Here is a 22,247-nt window from a genome sequence, read left to right on the forward strand (position 1 = left end):
CTGGTATAAGTATTTCTTATCAACTAAAAGTAAGAGTAAAATATTTCGACTATTAGTGCTCGTAATAATATCTATATTCTTTTCAATTATATCATATTTCTGAAAGGAACCCTATAACAACAAAAGGCACCTATCAAACAGTGCCTTTTGTCAAATCGTGGTTAATGGAGTGGCAGTATCCGGAGAAGTATCAAAGATATGAATATCATGACCTACAGGTACATCTGCTTGTAAAAGATGATTCGTCATAGTCATATTAGCCAGTTCTTTGATATTATTTTCCTTGCTCAAATGCCCCAGATAAATTTTTTTGGTAGCATTTCCCATCGTTCTTAAAATAGTTTGAGCCCCATCATCGTTTGAGAGATGACCTTTATCAGATAAAATACGCTGCTTAAGACGCCATGGATAAGAACCTGAACGTAGAATATCAACGTCATAATTAGACTCAATCAAATAAGCATCTGCGTTCGCCACAATACCAGCCATTCTATCACTGACATAGCCCGTATCTGTCAGCATGACAAAACTCTTATTATCCTTCATGAAACGGTAAAATTGAGGAGCAACAGCATCATGACTGACACCAAAACTTTCAATATCAATATCTCCAAAGGTAATGGTTTTTCCCATGTCAAAAACATGTTTTTGCGACACATCAATATTGCCTAAATCCTTCGACATGGCTTGCCAAGTCGCCTCATTAGCGTAGATATCCAGATGGTATTTTCGTGCTAAGATACCAACACCATGAATGTGGTCTTTATGCTCATGAGTGACAAAAATAGCATCCAAATCCTCAGGTTTGCGATTAATGTCGTCTAATAGAGAAATGATTTTTTTGCCAGATAGACCAGCATCAACTAAAATCTTTTTTTGTGGGGTTTCCAGATAAAAACAATTACCCGACGACCCCGAGGCTAATATACTATACTTAAATCCTTCTGTCATCAAAGACCATCTTCCTCCCAATCCTCTACTGCAATAACCTCTTTCTCATAAGGGAGAACAACCGTAAAAGTCGATCCTTTGCCATAATCACTCTTAGCCCAGATAAAACCGCGATGCTGCTTAATAATTTCCTTAGCAATGGCCAAACCAAGACCTGTCCCACCTTGTGCTCGGCTTCTTGCTTTATCAACACGATAAAAACGGTCAAAAATCAGTGGCAAATCCTTTTTAGGAATACCCAATCCCTCGTCTGATATGGCAATAATCAACTGGGTTTCCGTTGTTTTCATGCTAACCCTAATTTGCCCACCATCTGGTGAATATTTTATCGCATTATTTAAAATGTTATCAAAAACCTGAGTCATCTTATCTGTATCAATTTCAATCCAAATAGGTGTTATCGCATAATCTCTAACAATATCATAGTGTTTATCATTTATGGTATGCTGATTTTTTATTTGGTCAAAACGGTTCAAAATAAAGGTCATAAAGGCTGTAAAATTGGTCAATTCAACCTCTAAGCTGGTTGCCTGATTGTCAATACGAGATAAGTTTAATAGGTCACTAATCATTCGCATCATACGATTGGTCTCATCCAAAGAAACCTTAATAAAACTCGGTGCAATATCCTCACGTAAAGCACCATCGTCTAAAGCTTCTAAATATGATTTAACAGAAGTTAGGGGCGTTCTTAACTCATGGCTAACATTTGAAACAAAGAGCCTACGCTCACGCTCCTCTTTCTCTTGCTCTGTTGTATCATGTAATACAGCAACCAAGCCGGATATAAAACCACTCTCACGTCTATTTAAGGCAAATCTAATTTGCAAAGTAATGAACTCACCAAACTCATTACGCCTTGTAATCATCACCTGGGGCGTTTGCGTAACCAAATCATGATAGGTATAGGTCTGTTCACCATCAAGGAGATCAATGATATTCATTTTTAGTGCCTCTTCCTGACTCAGATTAAGGTATTTGCGAGCCGTCTCATTGAGCATGATAATTTTGCCGCCACGATCTGTCGCTAAGACACCATCAGTCATATAGGCTAAAATACTCGATAAACGATTACTTTCTTGAGATAAATTTTCATGAGTTGCACGAAAAACTTCAGATAGAGCATTAAGGCTCTCTGCTAGTTCTTCTAAATCCTGACTACTTCTAACCTTTAAGACCTCAGAATAATCTCCATCAATCAAAGAGCGAATCTTATCATTCATCTGCTTGATCGTTAAGGCTTGTCTGTAATCCTTAAAAGCAAGATAGACAAAGTAAATGGCAACAAAACCCAAAAGGCTCAACAGAGCCAACTCAAATACATTTAAATTATCCACAATATCAATCATGTGCTTTCATAAAATAACCTACGCCACGGCGAGTCAAGATATATTCTGGACGACTAGGCTGGTCTTCAATTTTTTCCCTTAGACGTCTAATGGTCACATCAACCGTTCGAACATCTCCAAAATAATCATAGCCCCAAACCGTCTCCAACAAATGCTCACGTGTCATCACCTGACCAATATGGGTTGCTAAATGATACAAAAGCTCAAACTCACGATGAGTCAATTCTATTTCTTTACCATACTTTTGAGCTATAAAAGCATCTGGTAAAATCTCCAATTGACCAATAACCAGTCGACTACCTCCTGTAGCCTGTTCCTCTGCTATTGCTGTCTCCAACTTCTCTGTACGACGAAGCTGTGCCTTAACACGTGCCAACAATTCACGGTTAGAGAAAGGTTTAGTCACATAATCATCAGCCCCAATCTCTAAGCCAATAACCTTGTCAAATTCACTATCCTTAGCAGACAACATAATGATTGGCAAATGGCTGGTTTTTCTCACTTCTTTGGCGACTTCCAAACCATCTAACTCTGGCAACATTAAGTCAAGAATAATTAAATCAGGTTGTTCTTGTTCAAATAAGACTAAGGCCTCACGACCATCAAAAGCCGTCACAACCTCATACCCCTCTTTTGTCAAATTAAATTTAATAATATCTGAAATCGGTTTTTCATCGTCAACAATTAAAATTTTCTTCATAGTCTTCCCCGTTTCACCTTTTAAAACTTAGTTGTCTCAAAAGACATATCTTACCTTGCATTATACCAAATTCACGTTTAAATGAAAACTCTTAGCCCTGTTTTGAGCCAAGAGTTCTGTTTATTCATTGATAAATACGTCACCTGTTTGATAATCTAAGGTTAGGCCACTTTGCACATTGGGAATGAAAACATTAAACTCCAAACTGTCATCAGCAGATTTCGCCTCTAAATGACTACCACTTGCCAAAATGTTATCACCCTCATAAATAAGCGTGACCCTATAACGCACGCGCTTATTCTTATCAAGAGCCTTACGGACTAAGGTTTCGTAGTAGTTTTGACCTGTTGAATAAGGCTTGTCTGCTTGATTGGACCAAGCTGTCTGCGTTGCGATATTTTGAGGATTACTTGTTGACGCATCAAATCCTTTTAATCCGCCCACTAAGGAATAAGCTAACAAATGCCCCCTATCAACAGCATGATCATACTCACCTTTCAAATCATGGACTTGATGCCAACCTGGAGGCCTAAAATCGGTACGACCACTGCCTGTTTCGTCACGAGAACGGTATTGACGTGTTGATTTCGCCAATAAAGCATTCCCCCTGTAAGCAACCTCTTGCCCCTGAATAATCTTCGTGTCATTCACAGCATAAGGCGCGCTAGTAACGTCAGCATCCAAAGATGTCTTATTGTGATTGACAATAAAAGCACCACTGCCATTCCACTCTACCACATTCCCCAGCTGTTTTTTAACAGCCTTTGTCAAAACAGATGATGCTAATCCTTCATCCGGTGTTTCATTTGACCAACTGGAGCCATTGTCACGTTTGTCACTATCACTCAAAAATAGACCCGTCAACTGTGATAAGGGATTGTTCGTCTTGTCATTTCCACTAAATGAGCCAATACCTAAAATTGCTGCAATGACCAGGGATACCAGGGAAATCAATTGTTTCTGTGTTTTTTTAGTCATGTGTCAATACTTTCTAATGATTAACCTGTGAATTTGTCAAATAAAGCCTGCCATTTATCAATGGACAGTATTGATGTTGCATTATCACCACTTCCGATAATACCATAGCCAACCATCAATCCTACAGCAAAGAACAACAGGGCTAGCAGAAAGATGATAAAAACAAATAGCAACTGCTTAAGCACATATTTCAAACCTGTGTTTATCATATTCTACTCCTCTTTATTGTCCTTTACTACGGCTGATTTTTGCACCTAACTGCGCCAACTTTTCATGAAATTTGTAATAACCACGGTCTAAGTGTGTCAATCGACCAACTGTCGTCGTCCCTTCTGCGACCAAACCGGTTAAAATAAGGGCTGCACTAGCACGCAAATCACTAGACATAACAGGAGCGCCTTGTAAGCTTTCACCTCCATGAATAATCGCTGTATCTCTGAGAATTTCAGAATGAAGACCCATACGACGCATTTCTTCTAAATGCTGAAAACGATTCTCAAAAACAGTCTCTACCATGGTTGACTCTCCAGAAACGACCGCCATAAGAGCTGTAAATTGTGCTTGCATATCTGTTGGAAAGCCTGGATGAGGTAAGGTTTTAACTGTAACTGGTTTTAACTGTGACAGTTCCGATTTAACCCTTATGCCACCAGATTCTTCTGTGACGTCAACGCCCATTTCAATCAACTTAGAAATCAAGGGACGGTTATGCTCCCAAACAGCATCTTTAATCAACACATCACCACTCGTCATAGCAGCAGCAACCATAAAAGTACCTGCTTCAATACGATCTTGTACTACGTCATGCACGGCACCATGTAATTCATTAACACCTATAATCGTAATGGTTTCCGTTCCTGCCCCCTTAATATTAGCTCCCATCTTATTCAGCAATAAGGCCAAATCCACAATCTCAGGCTCTCTAGCAGCATTCTCAATGGTCGTTTTGCCTTCTGCTAATGTTGCAGCCATCATTAGATTCTGAGTAGCCCCCACACTTGGGAAATCAAGGTAGATATAGGCACCTTTTAAACGATCTGCCTTTGCAGTAATATCTCCACCCTTTTGTTCAATGCTAGCTCCCATAGCTTCAAGTCCCTTGAGATGTAAGTCTATTGGACGACTTCCAATGGTACAACCACCTGGCATAGAAACCTTAGCATGCCCATTACGCGCTAAAATAGGTCCCAAAACCACAATAGAAGCACGCATTTGACTCACATACTCATAAGGTGCAGTGTCTAAGACATCTCCAGTAGCATCAACCGTAATCTCTTTTTCAGTTTCATCAAAATCTACTGAAATATTTAAACCACGAATGACATTATTCATCGTAAAAACATCCGATAAAATAGGAACTTGACGTAAAACTGTCTGACCTGACTTAGCTAATACACTTGCTGCAAGTAAGGGTAACACAGCGTTTTTAGCACCTTCTATAATAACTTCACCTTGTAGTCGCGTTTGACCACCTTCGATAACAATATTATCCACTTTATTCTCCACAATTCTGTATTATGATGTTATGAAAAAGCCACAAAAAAATCTCTACTCATCGTTAAGATACTAAAGACAAATTCACTCACTAAAAAACCAAGACCTATACTAACCAAAATTAAAAACAATCTTAATTGGGCAGCATTATCATAGGTCTTGTGAAGCACCTTAGACCAATCAAATAAGCTCGTCAAATAATGAAAGATCAGCCCAATAAAAAAACAGTGGCTAGTTAATCTGATGATATGTTCTATAACTTCCATAGTTATTATTATACCACACTATCAAGGTAATTTAGTCATAAAGAAAACCGAACTTTACTGTTTAAAAAGAAAAAACAAGCCTTTAAGACTTGTTTCATGAAAGATAATTGTCTCTCTTAGAATTTCTTACGTTTGCGAGCTGCCTCTGATTTACGTTTACGTTTTACAGAAGGTTTTTCGTAGAATTCACGTTTGCGTGATTCTTGAAGAATACCAGCTTTAGTAACAGAACGTTTGAAACGACGAAGAGCATCGTCAAGAGATTCATTCTTACGTAATACTGTTTTTGACATTTATTTCACTCCCCTCAAGACAATGTAACATTTTCACGTTCCTTATTATTATAAATGATAATATTAACTTCTGTCAATCATTTTATTTAATAAATCACAGTTTTTATATCCTAACGCATGGTTACAAATTCTTCTGAACCTGTTGGGTGGATGGCCACTGTGTTATCAAAATCAGCCTTAGTCGCACCCATCTTAATAGCTACAGCGAAGCCTTGAATCATCTCATCAACACCGTATCCAATGCCATGTAAACCAACAACTTTCTCATCAGGACCTTGAACAACCAGTTTCATTTTGCACGCTTGGCGATGGCTGGTTACTGCAGTGTACATTGATGTAAAGGTTGACGTATAGACCTTGACAGCGTCATCTCCGTAAGCTTGTTTAGCTTGATCTTCTGTTAAACCGACGGTTCCTAAAGCTGGATGACTAAACATAACTGTCGGAATAGTTTCATAGTCTAATTTTTCCTCAGGTTTATTATTAAATAAACGCTCAGACAAACGACGACCAGCGGCCACAGCTACAGGCGTAAGCTCTTTTTTACCTGTGACATCACCAAGGGCATAAATCCCTAGAACATTTGTTTCTTCAAAGGCGTTTGAAACGATATAGCCTTTTTCAGTCAGCTCAACACCCGCAGCTTTTAAATTGATGTTAGCAACATTCGGGCGACGACCAATAGCCCAAACAATACAGTCAACAGTTTGCGAAGTGCCATTTTCTAGATAAAGTGTTAAACTACCGTCCTCATTCTTGACAACTTTTTCTGGAATTGACATAGGGTGAGCAGTTGGTCCATCTTGAGCCATGATTTCCATCAAACCATCAACAACGTAGCTATCAAAGTTCTTCAACGGACGTTTTCCCCTGAAGAATAAATGCGTCTCAGAGCCTAAGGCATGGAAAATGCCTGACAGCTCAACACCAATATAACCACCACCTACAACAGCTACACGTTTAGGTAATTCATCAAGATCGAAAAAGCCATTTGAAGTAATTCCGTGTTCAGCTCCTGGAATATTTGGGATGATCGCATGACCTCCCGTTGCAATAAGAATATGAGGCGCAGTGTAACGTTCACCTGCAGCTTCTACTGTATTGGCATTGACAAACTTGGCATAAGCATTGAGTAACTCAACGCCGTTATTCTTCAATCCATTGAGGTATGAGGTATGGATACGGTCAATATAAGCTTGACGATTTGCTTTCAAAGTTTGAAAATCGAAAGTATTAACCGAAACATCAAAGCCATAGTCAGCAGCATAATGATTTAAAGCTTCTGCTATCTGTGCACCGTTCCACATGACTTTTTTAGGGACACAGCCTACATTGACACATGTTCCACCAATATCAGAACCCTCTATTAAAAGTACCTTGGCACCGTGCATAGCTGCTCTATTGGCAGAAGCGATACCACCACTCCCTCCACCAATAACGATGTAATCATATGTTTTCATTAATTTTCTCCTATAATGTTCTTATTACTAACTCTATCATAAAAAACCAAATGTCTCAATTTTCTGATACCATTTTCCCTAAAACGTTTCACAGTTACGCTTAGCCAAAATAGCAAAAAGAAGGGGGTGAGCGTTAGATCATCTAAACTGTCTTCACTCCCCTTCAAAACAAGGTGTATATTTATCTATCTTAGGTTACCATCACTAATTGAAAACATCGTCGTTGTTCTTAACTATCTTATACAACAAGTCATTAAGTACACACAAGGACATCTTCTATAGCTTATTTAACCATTGCCTTGCTTTTTCTACAATGTCAGACGTTATTTGATGTCCAAATACCCAATGATGTTCTACACTAGCACCTGCTTTTTCAAAAAGACTGACCACATACTTACCATCCTCGGGACTAGCAATGGGATCTGCTTCACCTGTTGAAATAAAAACAGAGCTTTCAGATAAATCTTTATCTTCGACATCAAGAGGATAAAGCGGTGCCATTAAAATCCCTTTTTTGAGGTATTTACTATGTTCTAGCAGTAAGTGTATAGCTATATTGGCACCATTTGAAAAACCAACTAACACTACATCTGCTAAATCAAATCCATGTTTTTGCGACAAATGACTAATCCGTTCTGCTAGCGCTTGACCACGAGCAAACAAATCATCAATGTCATAAACACCTTCAGCTTTACGCTTAAAGAATCGTAAGGCGCCATATTCATTCACATCACCACGAAAACTTAAATAACTTGCTTCAGGCGCCAAAGCTCTCGCAATTGGTAACATACTGGTTTCATCACCACCAGTACCATGTAACAGGACAAGAACAGGTTGCTTGGTTTGTCCTTCGTGATAAGTATATTCCATTTTTTCTCCTCGCTAGGTTAAACTGGACGTTTTATCGTCACTGTTTCACCCATTGTCACATAATGATTTCCTGCTAAACGACCAATAGGTTTTAAGGCATCAGCTTGAACATAAGTGTCTTGATAAACTGATTCATCTAAATCAAACGAGATAACCTTAAACAGAATAAGATCGGCTGTTGGATGACCTGCTTCATTTTTGATTTCTATATGGTCATAAAATTCTGTTTCAAAACGGATTTTAGCTTCTTTAACATAAGGAACTGCAACAGTTTCTGATTGAGCTAATGTAAAGCCTGTATCTGATAATTCACTAACACCAGGTTCTAACAACTTAGCGGCCGCATTGGCTCCTGATAAAATATCTTCATTAACAATATGAATGACTGCTTGTTTGCTTCTAAGTACGTTCGCAGCGGTATCCTTCATTTGACCATTTTTACGCTGAAAACTGATTGATACCAGCGCAGGGTCATTAGACACAACATTAAAAAAACTAAACGGTGCTAAATTAACTTCTTTGTTCTCATGAAGGGTTGTTACCAATGCAATAGGTCTAGGTATAATTGTCCCAGACAATAGTTTATAGCGTTCTTTATCTGTTAAACTATCTGCTATTAATCTGACCATGAGCAACTCCTAGTCGAGTGGTGCTAAGTGCTCTACGATTTGAGAGCGCATATCTTCAAATTGTGGTGGTAATTGTAAGCTTTGACCTAATAATTCAAACGGCTCATCAACAGCAAATCCTGGACCATCTGTTGCAAATTCAAAAATAACATTTCCAGGTTCTTGCATATAAATTGCTTCAAAATATTTACGATCTTTAACTTCTGTCACACCAAATTGATTATCAATCCAATGGTTTCGCCACACTTGATGTGTTTCTTGATCTGGTACTGACCATGCGATATGATGTACCGTACCTAGACCCCAACGTCCTCTTTCAGCAGCTACTTTTGGTACTAAAATGTGGTGTTGTTCTTCTCCAGTTGTCACATAAGAGTAATGGTCTGCCAACTCAAGATATGGTTTTAACCCAAGATGTCCGCCAAGGAAAACCGCTGTATCATCTGGATTTGCTGAAAGAAGAACTGTTCCGTGGAAACCAAGAATAGCACGTGTTTCAGCTTCTTCATCACCTTCAACCAAGGCAATATCAAGATAATGCATATCTTGGAACTCTAATGTATCTTTACCAAATAATTGGGTTACAGTTGTTTCAAAACCTTTTGACTCAAGATAATCTTGCCATTCAGTCAAACGACCTTTTGGAATACGGAAAGCAATACGTCCCACTTGACCACTACCTTTACGACCAATTCGACCATTTTCCCAAGGGAAGAATGTCATCACAGTGCCAGAATCTGCATTATCATTTGCAAAGTAAAGGTGATAAACATAAGGATCTTCAAAGTTAACTGTTTGTTTAATCAGTCTAAGTCCCAAAACATCACGATAGAAGTGTAAATTTTCTTGAGCAGGACCTACAATAGCGCTAATGTGGTGGATACGTTTAATGATTGGCATATGATACCTCTTTCTACATTGGTAAATGACTGTAATAATAAAATAGTTAGATTTCGAAATAAAAGTGATAAAGATCATCTACTGAGGATAATCTGTAATGGTTTTGATCAATTGATGAAAGAGTGTGACCTCCTCATCTGATAAATTGGAAAAATAGGTTTCTAGAACATGTTCATGTTCTGGAAAAGCTTTTGACATTAAGTCTTTACCACTTTCCGTCAGATGAATGTAAGTAATACGCTTATCAGTTTGATTAATCTGGCGTTTGACAAGACCTTGTTTACAAAGCTTATCCAAAATATAGGTCGTGCTACTAGCTGCTACAAGAATCTTTTCTTTAATCTGCTGAACAGGTTGACTTCCTTTATGGAATAATAATTCTAAAACAGCAAATTCATTCACAGAGAGCTCGTAGCGAGCAATATCTTTACGGACCACTTGTTCTAGGTCTGCAGTCAAACGTTTTAACCCGACATACATATTTAAGACATCCTTTACACGATTCACTATTATCTCCTTTATTTCGATTTCGAAATAATTATAACATGTCACCTTTCTATTTTCAATTAAAATGACTTATTCCCTCTTTTAAACGATTTATCAAGATACATGACTAAACTTGCCCTTCAGCTCCAAATGAATCACACTCGCAAAAAGGGTAACTAGGATTAATTACATTGACTACTTTTCAGCTTACTGTACTATAAAACGAGAGAGAACTCGCTTTGTCCTCTCTCGTTTTCGATAGTCAGTAACTGTTTGATATCTGCTAACAGTTATTGTTTTAGTTATATCATCCATTCATAAATGATTAAACCAACCAAATATCATTATAGAACTTTGCCAAAGTCAACTACTTTAATCGCTTCTTCAAAGCGACAATAGGTAGGACTAACAATAATGGAAGTAACATCAAGTAATTAAATGAATGACCTTTTTTCTCTGAAACGTCACTTTCTGATTGAGCTGCTGATGTTTCTACCTGTTCTGATATAGAACTATCGTTCTTAGATACAGTACTAGACTCATTAGGTGTCTTCTTAGTCTCCGATGATGTCGTTTCCTTTTTAACATCTGACTTAGTTTGAGATGAATCAATTGTCTTACCAGTGTCTACAGTCGATTTCTCATTTTTTGCTGTTGATGGACTTTGTGAAACAATAGTACCACCATTATTACTTTGAGCTAATGGTCTTGATGGCTTATCTTGTTCCTTAGTTCTCGTTTCTGGAGACTTAGTCTCAGTATCACCTTGTGGTTTTTCTGATGCTTTTGGTTCAGTTTGAGAAGCTTTTGACTTAGGTGGAAGCGGGGCTGGAGTTGTGCCATGACCTTCGTTTTCCTTAGGTTTGTCACTTGGAGTCTCTGGACGTGGTTTTGACTCTTCTTTTGGCGTTTTTGGTGTGTCTTTGCCCTTGTCAACTTCACCTTGTGGTTTCTCTGACGCTTCTGGGGTCGATGGGACTTCTACCTTTGGTGGAACTGGGGTTGGAATGACACTATTACCTTCGTTTTCCTTAGGTTTGTCACTTGGAGTCTCTGGGCGTGGTCTTGACTCTTCTTTTGGCGTTTTTGGTGTGTCTTTACCCTTGTCAACTTCACCTTGTGGTTTCTCTGATGCTTCTGGGGTTGATGGGACTTCTACCTTAGGTGGAACTGGGGTTGGAATAACACTGTTACCTTCGTTTTCCTTAGGTTTATCACTTGGAGTCTCTGGACGTGGTTTTGACTCTTCTTTTGGCGTTTTTGGTGCCTCATGACCTTTGTCAGCTTCACCTTGTGGTTTTTCTGACACTTCTGGGGTCGATGGGGCTTCTACCTTAGGTGGAACTGGGGTTGGAATAACACTGTTACCTTCGTTTTCCTTAGGTTTATCACTTGGAGTCTCTGGGGTTGGAACTGTTTCATCTTTTGGCGCTTTTGGTGCCTCTTTACCCTTGTCAACTTCACCTTGTGGTTTCTCTGATGCTTCTGGGGTCGATGGAACTTCTACCTTTGGTGGAACTGGGGTTGGAATAACACTGTTACCTTCGTTTTCCTTAGGTTTGTCACTTGGAGTCTCTGGGGTTGGAACTGTTTCATCTTTTGGCGTTTTTGGTGCCTCATGACCCTTGTCAACTTCACCTTGTGGTTTCTCTGATGCTTCTGGGGTCGATGGGACTTCTACCTTTGGTGGAACTGGGGTTGGAATAACACTGTTACCTTCGTTTTCCTTAGGTTTATCACTTGGAGTCTCTGGGCGTGGTCTTGACTCTTCTTTTGGCGTTTTTGGTGTGTCTTTACCCTTGTCAACTTCACCTTGTGGTTTTTCTGACACTTCTGGGGTCGATGGGGTTTCTACCTTAGGTGGAACTGGAGTTGGAATAACACTGTTACCTTCGTTTTCCTTAGGTTTATCACTTGGAGTCTCTGGGCGTGGTCTTGACTCTTCTTTTGGCGTTTTTGGTGTGTCTTTACCCTTGTCATCTTCACCTTGTGGTTTTTCTGACACTTCTGGGGTAGATGGAACTTCTACCTTCGGTGGAACTGGGGTTGGAATAACACTGTTACCTTCGTTTTCCTTAGGTTTGTCACTTGGAGTCTCTGGGCGTGGTCTTGACTCTTCTTTTGGCGCTTTTGGTGTGTCTTTACCTTTGTCAACTTCACCTTGTGGTTTCTCCGATGCTTCTGGGGCTGATGGGACTTCTACCTTCGGTGGAACTGGGGTTGGAACATGACTAGCATTATCTTCCTTAGACATATCATGCTCTGGTTGATTTGGTTTCTCCTCTTTAGGAGGAGCGCTAACTAGTCCTAAAACTTGTTTAGCCTCCTCAACAGATAAATCGTTATTTTCTTTTACCCTTTCATTTAGCTCATCCAATTTAGGGATTAAAGATTTCCAAGTATTTATATGTTTATTAAACAAATTAACTATATTGTCTAACTTTCCTTTAGGAACTACAGGGGTTTTTATTCCAAAGCCATCATACTTGTTTATTAATTCAGAAACATAAGACTTATTCTCTGTATACAAAGCATTTAAAATGTCATTAATTTTATGAACTTCTTTACCTGCTTTTAAATTATCTTTTAAATCATTAATTATAGTTTCAGATATAGTTTCATATGTGTAATTCTCTATAGATTTTATAATAGCTTTATTATTATCACTGTCTTTTTCTAAAAAATTAAGATAAGTTAAATCACTTCCATCTCCAAAAACTCTTGTTTGACTTCTATATATTAATTTTAAGTCTCTTCCCAGTTTATTTATCAATGGATTTTCTATATCAAAACTAGAATCTAATTTTTCTGGACTTGCAGTTAGTGCATCAAATTTACTAATAATAGACTCCAAATCCAATCTTAATGTTACATGATGTATATTTGATTTCGCTTTATTTAACAATTCTAGTAAATGATCTGTATTAGTCATCGATGTTACTGTATTTGTAAATGAATCTAATACTGATAAAATTATTTTTTGTGCTTCTTTCTTACTCTCATTTGTTATAGATATAGAGTCACTAATTGCTGAACTAAGAACTGATGCTTCATTAACTAGCTCATTGATCGATTTATACTGTTCAGAAAAATCTATTTTTGAAAGTCTATCTTTATAGATCCTTTTTTGTGATTCTATCTCTGATTCATGGTTAGCTTCTTTTATCGCTAATATAGCCTCATCTTTTAGTTCTTCTAATAAAGGTAAACTAATAAAGTCCTTTGCTAATTTTTTACTTTGCAACTTATATAAATCTTCTATTTCTTTTATAGCTTTTGGCTTAATTTTAGGTTCCTCAATAGCAAACAAAGTTTCTATATCTGGAATATTAAATTCCCAATTTCTTATTTTTTCATCCAATGAAATCATCGAAGAAGCTTCAACTATTTCCTTTTGAATTACTTTTATTAAATTATTTTTAATATCTAAAACTTTTAAAGATTCATCTAAAGTTCTTAAGTCGTCTTTTGCTTCAACTTCTTTCCATTTAGTTTCTAATAGAGACATTAACTTTGTTAAAGCCTTATCTTTTTTCTCATTCAGTCTTTCCGTATTTTCGGTAGAAAGTGATAATCCATTGATTCTAGTAACATACTTATCTTTGAGATCTTCCACATCTACCTTATGCTCAGCCTTATTAATTGCTTCCTCTGCTTCTAATTTTAATGCGTCCAATCTTTTTGATAAATAGTCAGATTCTTGAAGCTCAGATTTTTTTTGATTATAGCTTTCAGTGATTGCCTTAATTGAGTTAGGTCTTGCTAATGGAGTCCCAAATGTCTCTACAAAAGTTGAAGCAAGAGTATATAACTGATTAAATGTTAATTCTAAATTTTCTTCAGTAGCCTTCTCTATCTCTTCAGTGAACTTTTTAACCAAAAACTCCATTTTATCTGATGATGCACTGAATTCATCAATGGTAAATGCATTTTTATTATTTTCTACTTTTTGCCAATTGAGTTCTAATTCATTTTTTAAGCGATTTAGCTTATCTTTTTTATTATTAGACTCAATCTCTGCCCGTGAAGTAGTTGGGTTTTCTGTCGCATTTGCTGTTCCTGCTTCTACACGGTTTGTGCTAGACGATGTAGAAGCAGAGCTAGTCTCACCTGGCTGAGAAGTTACATTTCTAAAAGATGCTCCTCCTACATTCTCTACACCAGTTGAGCGTTTGGTTCTTTCTGATCTCTCTTTAGCTATATTCTCGTCTTGTTTGCCAACAATCTCTTTGTCATGATTTTCTTCTGTATCTTTTGTTGCCTCAGCTAAGACTTCTGATGCAGGATTAACCGATTCTTTTGGTTCTGATGATAGTGGCGTTGAGCTATTTTGTTTTGCTTTTAACGCAGCTTCTTTCTGTTTAACTTCTTCTTTCTCAAAGAATGCTTGCCATGTTTCTTTACCAGATTTTAGTCCATAAAGATAATCAACATATCCTCCTGTATCGGCAGTTGGCTTCGTTGTCGCTGATATTCTAGGTCTGCCATTTCCTCCATCGTAAGTTACATGGTATCTAAATAAGCCTTTTTTGACATTTTTTTCACCATCAATGGTTTCATATGTTGATCTGCCATCGTCTGAATCTGTAACATAGATAGCATTAACATAGCCATCCTGATCGAACTCAGCTCCCCAAAGGCTAATAATGTGGAGAGGTCCTCTAGTATTGCCGAATCTAAATGCCACACCTACCGCTTGTTCATTATTTAAATACTGTTTTAGTAAACGATTGAAAGATTCTTTATGGTTAGCCATATCTCTAGTTGATAGTATTTCACCACCGAACACTTCGCTAAAGTAACCACCACGATTATCTAGATTATCTTTATTCCAAGTGCTTTCGCTATTGGCATACATGGTAAAGTTTGGTTTATAACCATTGATAAAGAAATCGTTAATTGAGTCTGTCCATCCACCATTTCTTCTCCACTTGAAGTAGCTTGTGAAATCTTCAAAGATTTTACTTTCATCTTGATTTTTGTAAGAATTCAGATAAGCATCGAGTGTTGTAATGGTTTTACCGTTATATGTTCCCTTGTCTTGTGCTGGATAAATGGCTAAATAGCGATCCACGTATTCCTTGTTAACATTCAACCACCAGTGTAACATGTTTCCTGATACGGCAGAATAACATAGGTTTTGATCGTGTGCTTGATTAAACTTCTTATTGATATCGTACCAGTTACCAGTATTTCCTTTATCGTCTTCAACGGTATAGTAAGTATAAGACGGCTCAAAACCATACTCATTGATAATTTTAAACTCAGACTCTTTTGGTGCAGTAACACCCTTTACCCACTGGATCTTTTCTGAATATTTGAAGCCATCTGGGTACATCTCTACTATTGTTTTTAAATTGTCAATGGCTTTTGGCGTATCTGATAATTCTTCCTTAGCTTTTTCAAGAATATCAGTCATTGATTTATGTTTCTCAGGTTCAACAGCAACTGGGATAGATTCAGATGACGAATCTTGAGGCAATTCAACTCCTTGAGAGTCTGTTTCAACCAATGTAGCCGTAATTTCTGATTCAGTACTCACATTATTTTCTTCTGAAGAAGGCAGTGTTGTAGCAACAGATTCCATCATATCTGTAGCGAGCGATAAACTACTCTCGTCAACTACCGTCGTTTCAACTGAGATGTCTGGTTCGATCGTCTCTGAAGCATAAACCTGACTTGTCATTAAGTTGCTAACAAGTGCTAATCCTAATAAAACCGAAACCGCTCCAACATGATATTTTCTTATCGAAAAACGCTGACTCAAACCATACCAATTAAATGATTTCTGTTTCTTCTTATTCATAATTAACTCCTTATGACTGTTAAAGTGGCACAATGTCCCACCTTACATACTAATTCTATTAACATATACATTATCACGCTAAACGCTATAAATATCAACTATTATTTTTTTATGGTAAGAATAAAAAAATGTTATATCAATGTAAAAAAGAACTGTCATCATAAACTCAATCATCTTTTACACGTATTTTCTCTTCGCCACAAAAAAAACTCTCTCACACATGACAACATGTGCAAGAGAGCTGTGTCTAATTGGTATGACGTCAACTCAATGATTCGTCATCTCCATCAAAAAGCCTTCTCTGACCTCTCTACCGCTGAGCGCAGAGAAAAACCGACTTATTTACTGTAATACATCTCTACATTACTATTTGAAAATAGATGTTCTAAAGTTGTTAGTTACCTTATTAAACTCACGTAAAATCTCTGATTTTAAGGTTTGACGAGCAAAACTTCTGTCGACACCTTTTGCCAAATCTTCCTCTAAAGCTGTCTGTAATAAAGCTTTAAGCTCTTGACCAGATGTCACTTGCTGACCTCTAATCGTAATCGCCTTAATTTGATCTTGTTTAGCTAATCGTTGAGCAAACATATCTTTCTTAAAGGCTTTGTAAGAACCGGCATATTTTTTATCTAGGATTTCTCTAAAGGCAATTTCATCAGTCATGACTTGACCACTTGGTTTGTATTGATTACTTGCATAACCAACAAAGCCTTTATCCCATCCATATTCAGACAATAAATCAAAGATAACACGTCTAAACATCAGACCACCTACAGTACCTTGATTGTTTTGATAAGCCGCATAAATTGGGTAATAGAGCGGAACAGTATAATAGTTATTAAAGTTATCTCTCATGTACTCTTTTGGTAGCAAATTAGTTGTTTTAGCCACCAAATCTCTCTCCACAAAATCACTAACTGACGTCAAGTTCATCGCGCGAAGGTCAGCTGCAGAAATATCCTTAATAAGATCGTTCGCATGTGTTGCTCCCTCTTCAACAACTGTCTTCATCTCCATTTTTCTTAAGAGTTGAGCTTGTTGGTCAGCTGATTTTGTCACAATGACTTCAGCCTCTAGTCCATCAAGGAGATAGGTCACATCCGAAACACCTTTCGCATAAGATTTCAAATCATCCTTGCTATTAAATCGTGAAATATTGTCATTATGAACCCCACCTGCTATATCATACATAAAGTTGAAACCATAGTAATGCGTATTAGCACTAGTCACTGATTCAAACAAACCATAAGCATAGGATTCTGTAGATTGACCATCTCTATATTTATGACCTTGTAATAGAACATCTTCATCATAAGCATGAACTAATTCATGGTTGAGGGTTGCTCCCCCTTGACCACCTAAAATATCAACATAGTCAAAGTAAATCTTTTTGCTAACTCGATCGGCATAAGCTGAATCTTTTCTTGGTGATTTATTATACCATCTACCGATTGGCCCAAAGAAGTCATAGACTGCATTATAGTCTTTATCATATTTCGTTGCCCAACGACGTGGATCGGTGAAATAAGGTGCATCAGGCTGACCTTTGCCACTATCCTTAATGAAGTAGCCATCAAAAACTTCTGTCAGTTTTGTCTTGAGAATAGTTCTTTCAGTCTCGCCACTAAGTTTTAGATATAAGTCATTATAAGCGCCCCAACGACTCGAAGCCTTCTTCAATTCATCATGAACTGCCGATACTTGCTTCCTGTAATTGCTAGGATCACTTTGCTTCAATGCGTTATCAACACTTCTACCATAACCACCAAAATAAATGGTTGATAAAGTTGTTATGACATAAACATCATCTGCTTTTAGGTTGAGCAGTGGTAAAATATAGGTTTTATAAGTCCCTTTTTGCTGTAATCTTGTATAAATTTCAACATTAGCGTCTGGTAGAACGGTTGAAGCGACTTCATGCGTAAAGGCTTTCGTTGAAGAACGGAACCATTCGTTAGCAGATTTAGTTGTTAATAGAGTTCTGTTTTTATCTAAGAAGCTTAATAAATCTGCTGAGTCTAGCTTATTCGCCAAGACTTTTTTATAAGTCTCAAGGTTATTATGCACCATAAGGTTTTCAAATCCTTGTGAACCAAGCTCAATCAACACATCAATGTTATCAATCTCTTTACCATAGAATCTTGGATTTAGCATGACTAAGTCTTTAATGTTAAAGGTATCATAATGAATACCATACAATCTATTCAAATAAGCCAATCCAAGCATGATTTTTTCTTTATTGTCAGAAACTTTCTTAACAATCGTCTTTTGAACCGTATCATTGTTAAGGTAAGTCAAATCATTATTTGAGAGTAATTTAGATAAAATGGTGTCTAAATTAGCCTTCACCTCTGCAAATGACTGATCCAAGTAAAGATCATTTATAGAATTTTCGTATTGAAGCCCCTGATCCTTAATAGCTTTATTGTGAGCATCAAGTTTTAAAACATTCTTAACAGCAGCTGTATCAAGCTCAACTGGGCTTAATTGTGCTTTTAATTTATCAACAAGAGTTGTTTCTGAACGATTAAATTGAGCCAATGTAAACAATAAATCATTATTAAAGCTGTATTCAATAACATCCGTATTTTTGAATGGTCCAACCTGCGTTAAGTTGACTATTTCAGATGTGTTATCGTCATAGCGAATAAAGAGTTTGTTAGGCTGATCTTTAGCCAACAAGTTAACGTTAAAGTCACCATCTGTCATCGGCGTAACACTACTAATCACTTTGGTCGCAAGTAGGCTACCAGCAGGTACTAGATTACCATATTTAACGATAGTATGTCTGTCGTAAACTGGGAGTAATTTCTCCATATTACGATAGGCAGTCATACGATTAGCTTGGTAATTTTTAGCTACTGAGTAATCAAAGCTTTGATTTGAAGGCGCTGGTGTTGGTGATGGTGCCTCCTCTTTAATAAGTCCCCACTCTTTCAATTTAGCATTTGCTGCTTCTTGGGTGATATCCTGACCAACTTTTTTGTTATCTCGAGTAGTATTATAAAGAGCCACATAATCACCTAAAAGAGCTCCACTGTAATTACTTATATTATCAACTACACTTATACCAAATGCCTGACTTACAAGACCGCTCACATTAGGAGAAACTGTGTTCTGTGGTTTTATATCACCACCATAGTAATTTTGACTGATATTTGATGAACCTGTTTGAGAAGATATCTTTCCTACGAGACCAGATATATTATTATAACGTCCACCATTGACAGTAATATCAACTTCAACATAATTCTTGGATAATGTTGCACCAGTTGCAGCCCCGATAAGACCACCAACTGAATTTGTGACATTATCATTTCCTCTATAATTTACGACACCATTTGCTTTTACTTTAGCTATATTGGCATTCTGAGTTGCTTGAATGGCTACTGTCCCTAAATCACCCGCTGACGTAATATTAACATCTTTCAAGATGACATTCTCAACTGTACCACCCGCAAGAGTATTAATGAGTGGTTTTTTCAAGCCAATAATAGCATACTGTTTACCATCAACACTGGTCAGTTTTTTCGTGAAATTAGGTACGTAGGCAAGGTCTGATGTGTCTGTTGCATGGAGATCTGATCCAAGACGATAGACATCTCGTGAATTTGTTTTCATATCACGAATCAAGTCATCAAATGATGTATAAATACCATCACCAGTTACCGTTTTTTCAATCTCTAAGGTATAGTTTTCAGTTGTTTCAGTCGGTGCAACAAAGGTAACAAGTTTAGGATGCTCAACTGTAACAGCAATTTTATCTCCTTTTTGCGCAAAAGAAGCCACAGGTAAAACGACTTCACGACCATCATTGACAAGCTTAACCAAATAGTTTTGCTTATCGTTTGGAATGCTTGTAAGTCCTGTCACAATAGACATCGAGCCATCTTCTGACACCTTGTACAATGCTTTACTTGAAACATTTCTAAATTCGATTCGTTTAGGAATAATTTCTACAATTTCTTTTTTCTCAAGAACTTCTGTTTCTTCACCCTTATCCAAATCATAGTGAACGGTTGTCTCAACTTTATAAGTAACATAAGGTTTCAATTCCGTCAACACAAGATTGAGGTCCTCTAATGTGTTACTATCAATGGTTTTTATAACTTGATTTTGTTCGTCATAAAGTTTAACACTAATTTTTCTAAACGTTTGACTAGGATCTGATTTACGATATGTTAAAGTTGCAGAAGAAGTATCTTCATCTGTCGTCACTTTAGTGACTTCAATCTCTGGTTTAACTTTGTCTTCAGGGATTAAAGTATCCTCATGCTCTGAATGTTCAGTAATAGCCCCTGTTTTAGGATCAACGGTGTAAGTTGTTTTTGTTGTCCGACTATAACGTTTACCATCTTCCTTGGTCACCTCTGACGTCGTTAAGATCGGTCTTGTCCCTACTTTAACAACTTGTTCTACCATAAGAGTGGTCACTTCACTCGTTACTGGATTAGCCGTTACTACGCCTGTTGTGGTATTCAAGGCATAAGTCTCTGTATGCGTTGTAACCTCCTCAACACCTTTAACGGAAATACGCTGTTCACCTTTTGGCATTGTATCATCCGATTCATATCTGATTGTAAAAGGTTTTGTGGTTACACGACTTGTTGATTTGGTACCCACTTTAACCACTCGTTCTTGCATCGTCGTTGTAACACGACTTGTTTCTGAGTTGGCTACTACATTACCAGTAACCTTATCCAAGCTATACGTTTTGGTAAAGGTTGTGACTTGTTTTTTCCCAGGGGTTTCTTCGATCTGTTCACCCTTAGTGAGGCTTTCATCTGCAACGTATCGAGTTGAGAAATCTTGTTCTTCTATTCTCACTGATGGTTTGGTTCCTTTAGTGACAACTTTCTTAGTTGGTGCTTTGACTTCTCTCTCGTCACCTGCAATTGCAGTCATTTTGCCTGTAGCTTTATCTACGTCGTAAGTCGTAACAACTTCTTTTTCACCAGCTTCTCCACCTACTGCAGAGACAGTTCCAACTTCTAATTCTTCGTCTGCAACATACTCTGTTTCATATGGTACTGCTGTTGTCACAACTTCTGGTTTTGTCCCTTTGGTGATAATTCGTGTCACTGGTTGCTCCAATACTCGCGATTCTACTGTATCTTGAGTAAGTTTCCCTGTCTGCTCATCAACACGGTAAGTTGTTCTAACCTCTTTTCTGCCAACTTTTCCACCACTAGTAACATCATTTCCTACTGATTTAGTTTCGTCAGAACGGTACTCTGTATCAAACGCTATTTCTTCCACTGCTAAGGTTGGTTTCGTACCGACTTTAACAATTCGCTCAACCATTGGCTTGGTGATCTGAGGCGCCTCAGTAGTCATGGTCACTTGACCCGTTTTAGAATCTAGGGTATAGGTTGTTTTAGTTGTGATAACACCATTAATACCGGCAGTCTCTTCTTTTTGTGACTCTTTTTCAAGACTATCATCACCAATATAACGTGTTGTAAAAGGTACGTCTTCAAGTTTTACAGTCGGTTTTGTTCCAATTTTTATCGTCCGAGACTGGGGTTCTACAACGTTTACTACAGGTGAATTTTCAATAACCTCGCCTTCATTTGACAAGGTATATGAAATAGTCGTTGTTTCTAAACCAGACTTTCCTTCTGACATCATTTCTGGTGATGAATCATAATCTTTCTCACTATCAGCAACATAAACCGTATCAAAGTTTAAAACCCGCGTTACAACTTTAGATTCTGGTAAAGTCAAAGCAGGTTTATCCTCAATAATTGGAGGATTAGAGGGTACAAAAACCTCTTCTGGTACGGGTGTTGGAGGAATAACCTCTGGAACGATTTCTTCTGGTACGGGCGTTGGAGGAATAACCTCTGGGACAACTTCTTCTGGTACAGGCGTTGGAGGAATAACCTCTGGGGCTACTTCTTCTGGTACAGGCGTTGGAGGAATAACCTCTGGGGCTACTTCCCGTAATGCACCCTAGAGGATTCGAACCTCTAACCGCCTGATTCGTAGTCAGGTACTCTATCCAGTTGAGCTAAGGGTGCTTATTAAAATATGCCGAGAACCGGAATCGAACCGGTACG

Annotated in this window: 15 protein-coding genes and 1 tRNA gene; all 16 read right to left on the reverse strand. The window is 37.7% G+C overall.

Going from position 1 to position 22,247, the window contains the following annotated elements; genetic code table 11:
* Positions 1-150: 150 nt before the first annotated feature.
* Positions 151-951, reverse strand: coding sequence for an exodeoxyribonuclease WalJ (gene walJ / locus ACVRZH_RS06285; RefSeq protein ID WP_447454452.1), 801 nt, complete (start codon positions 949-951; stop codon positions 151-153).
* Positions 951-2,300, reverse strand: a complete 1,350-nt coding sequence (vicK, locus tag ACVRZH_RS06290; protein ID WP_447454453.1) for a cell wall metabolism sensor histidine kinase VicK — start codon at positions 2,298-2,300, stop codon at positions 951-953. The genes walJ and vicK overlap by 1 nt, the downstream gene beginning before the upstream one ends.
* Positions 2,293-3,000, reverse strand: a complete 708-nt coding sequence (vicR, locus tag ACVRZH_RS06295) for a cell wall metabolism response regulator VicR (protein ID WP_447454454.1) — start codon at positions 2,998-3,000, stop codon at positions 2,293-2,295. Before vicR ends, vicK begins: the two co-directional genes overlap by 8 nt.
* A 120-nt stretch (positions 3,001-3,120) precedes the next feature.
* Positions 3,121-3,978: a DNA/RNA non-specific endonuclease gene (locus ACVRZH_RS06300; RefSeq protein WP_447454455.1), complete on the reverse strand. Its 858-nt coding sequence runs from the start codon at positions 3,976-3,978 to the stop codon at positions 3,121-3,123.
* Positions 3,979-3,998: 20 nt separating this feature from the next.
* Entirely contained in the window at positions 3,999-4,187 is a 189-nt protein-coding gene (locus tag ACVRZH_RS06305; protein WP_447454456.1) for a DNA-directed RNA polymerase subunit beta, read from the reverse strand.
* 13 nt (positions 4,188-4,200) lie between these two features.
* Entirely contained in the window at positions 4,201-5,472 is a 1,272-nt protein-coding gene (gene murA / locus ACVRZH_RS06310; protein WP_447454457.1) for a UDP-N-acetylglucosamine 1-carboxyvinyltransferase, read from the reverse strand.
* 29 nt (positions 5,473-5,501) lie between these two features.
* Positions 5,502-5,738: a DUF1146 family protein gene (locus ACVRZH_RS06315; protein WP_447454458.1), complete on the reverse strand. Its 237-nt coding sequence runs from the start codon at positions 5,736-5,738 to the stop codon at positions 5,502-5,504.
* Positions 5,739-5,854: 116 nt separating this feature from the next.
* Positions 5,855-6,031 (reverse strand): 30S ribosomal protein S21, encoded by a 177-nt coding sequence (gene rpsU, locus ACVRZH_RS06320; protein ID WP_447454459.1) that lies wholly within the window; start codon positions 6,029-6,031, stop codon positions 5,855-5,857.
* A gap of 110 nt (positions 6,032-6,141) precedes the next feature.
* Positions 6,142-7,491, reverse strand: a complete 1,350-nt coding sequence (gorA, locus tag ACVRZH_RS06325; RefSeq protein WP_447454460.1) for a glutathione-disulfide reductase — start codon at positions 7,489-7,491, stop codon at positions 6,142-6,144.
* A 276-nt stretch (positions 7,492-7,767) separates the two neighbouring features.
* On the reverse strand, positions 7,768-8,361 hold the full coding sequence (locus tag ACVRZH_RS06330; RefSeq protein ID WP_447454461.1) for an alpha/beta hydrolase: 594 nt from the start codon (positions 8,359-8,361) through the stop codon (positions 7,768-7,770).
* Positions 8,362-8,378: 17 nt separating this feature from the next.
* Positions 8,379-8,990, reverse strand: a complete 612-nt coding sequence (locus ACVRZH_RS06335; RefSeq protein ID WP_447454462.1) for a flavin reductase family protein — start codon at positions 8,988-8,990, stop codon at positions 8,379-8,381.
* A gap of 9 nt (positions 8,991-8,999) precedes the next feature.
* Positions 9,000-9,890, reverse strand: a complete 891-nt coding sequence (locus ACVRZH_RS06340; RefSeq protein ID WP_447454463.1) for a VOC family protein — start codon at positions 9,888-9,890, stop codon at positions 9,000-9,002.
* A 78-nt stretch (positions 9,891-9,968) separates the two neighbouring features.
* A complete protein-coding gene (locus ACVRZH_RS06345; RefSeq protein WP_447454464.1) occupies positions 9,969-10,397 on the reverse strand; it encodes a MarR family winged helix-turn-helix transcriptional regulator in 429 nt (142 codons plus the stop codon).
* A gap of 346 nt (positions 10,398-10,743) precedes the next feature.
* Positions 10,744-16,182: an IdeS/Mac family cysteine endopeptidase gene (locus ACVRZH_RS06350; protein WP_447454465.1), complete on the reverse strand. Its 5,439-nt coding sequence runs from the start codon at positions 16,180-16,182 to the stop codon at positions 10,744-10,746.
* Positions 16,183-16,548: 366 nt separating this feature from the next.
* Positions 16,549-21,912: a ZmpA/ZmpB/ZmpC family metallo-endopeptidase gene (locus ACVRZH_RS06355; RefSeq protein ID WP_447454466.1), complete on the reverse strand. Its 5,364-nt coding sequence runs from the start codon at positions 21,910-21,912 to the stop codon at positions 16,549-16,551.
* A gap of 222 nt (positions 21,913-22,134) precedes the next feature.
* Positions 22,135-22,208 (reverse strand) — tRNA-Arg (locus ACVRZH_RS06360).
* Between the last annotated feature and the right edge of the window lie 39 nt (positions 22,209-22,247).

This window comes from Streptococcus fryi (assembly GCF_053206505.1).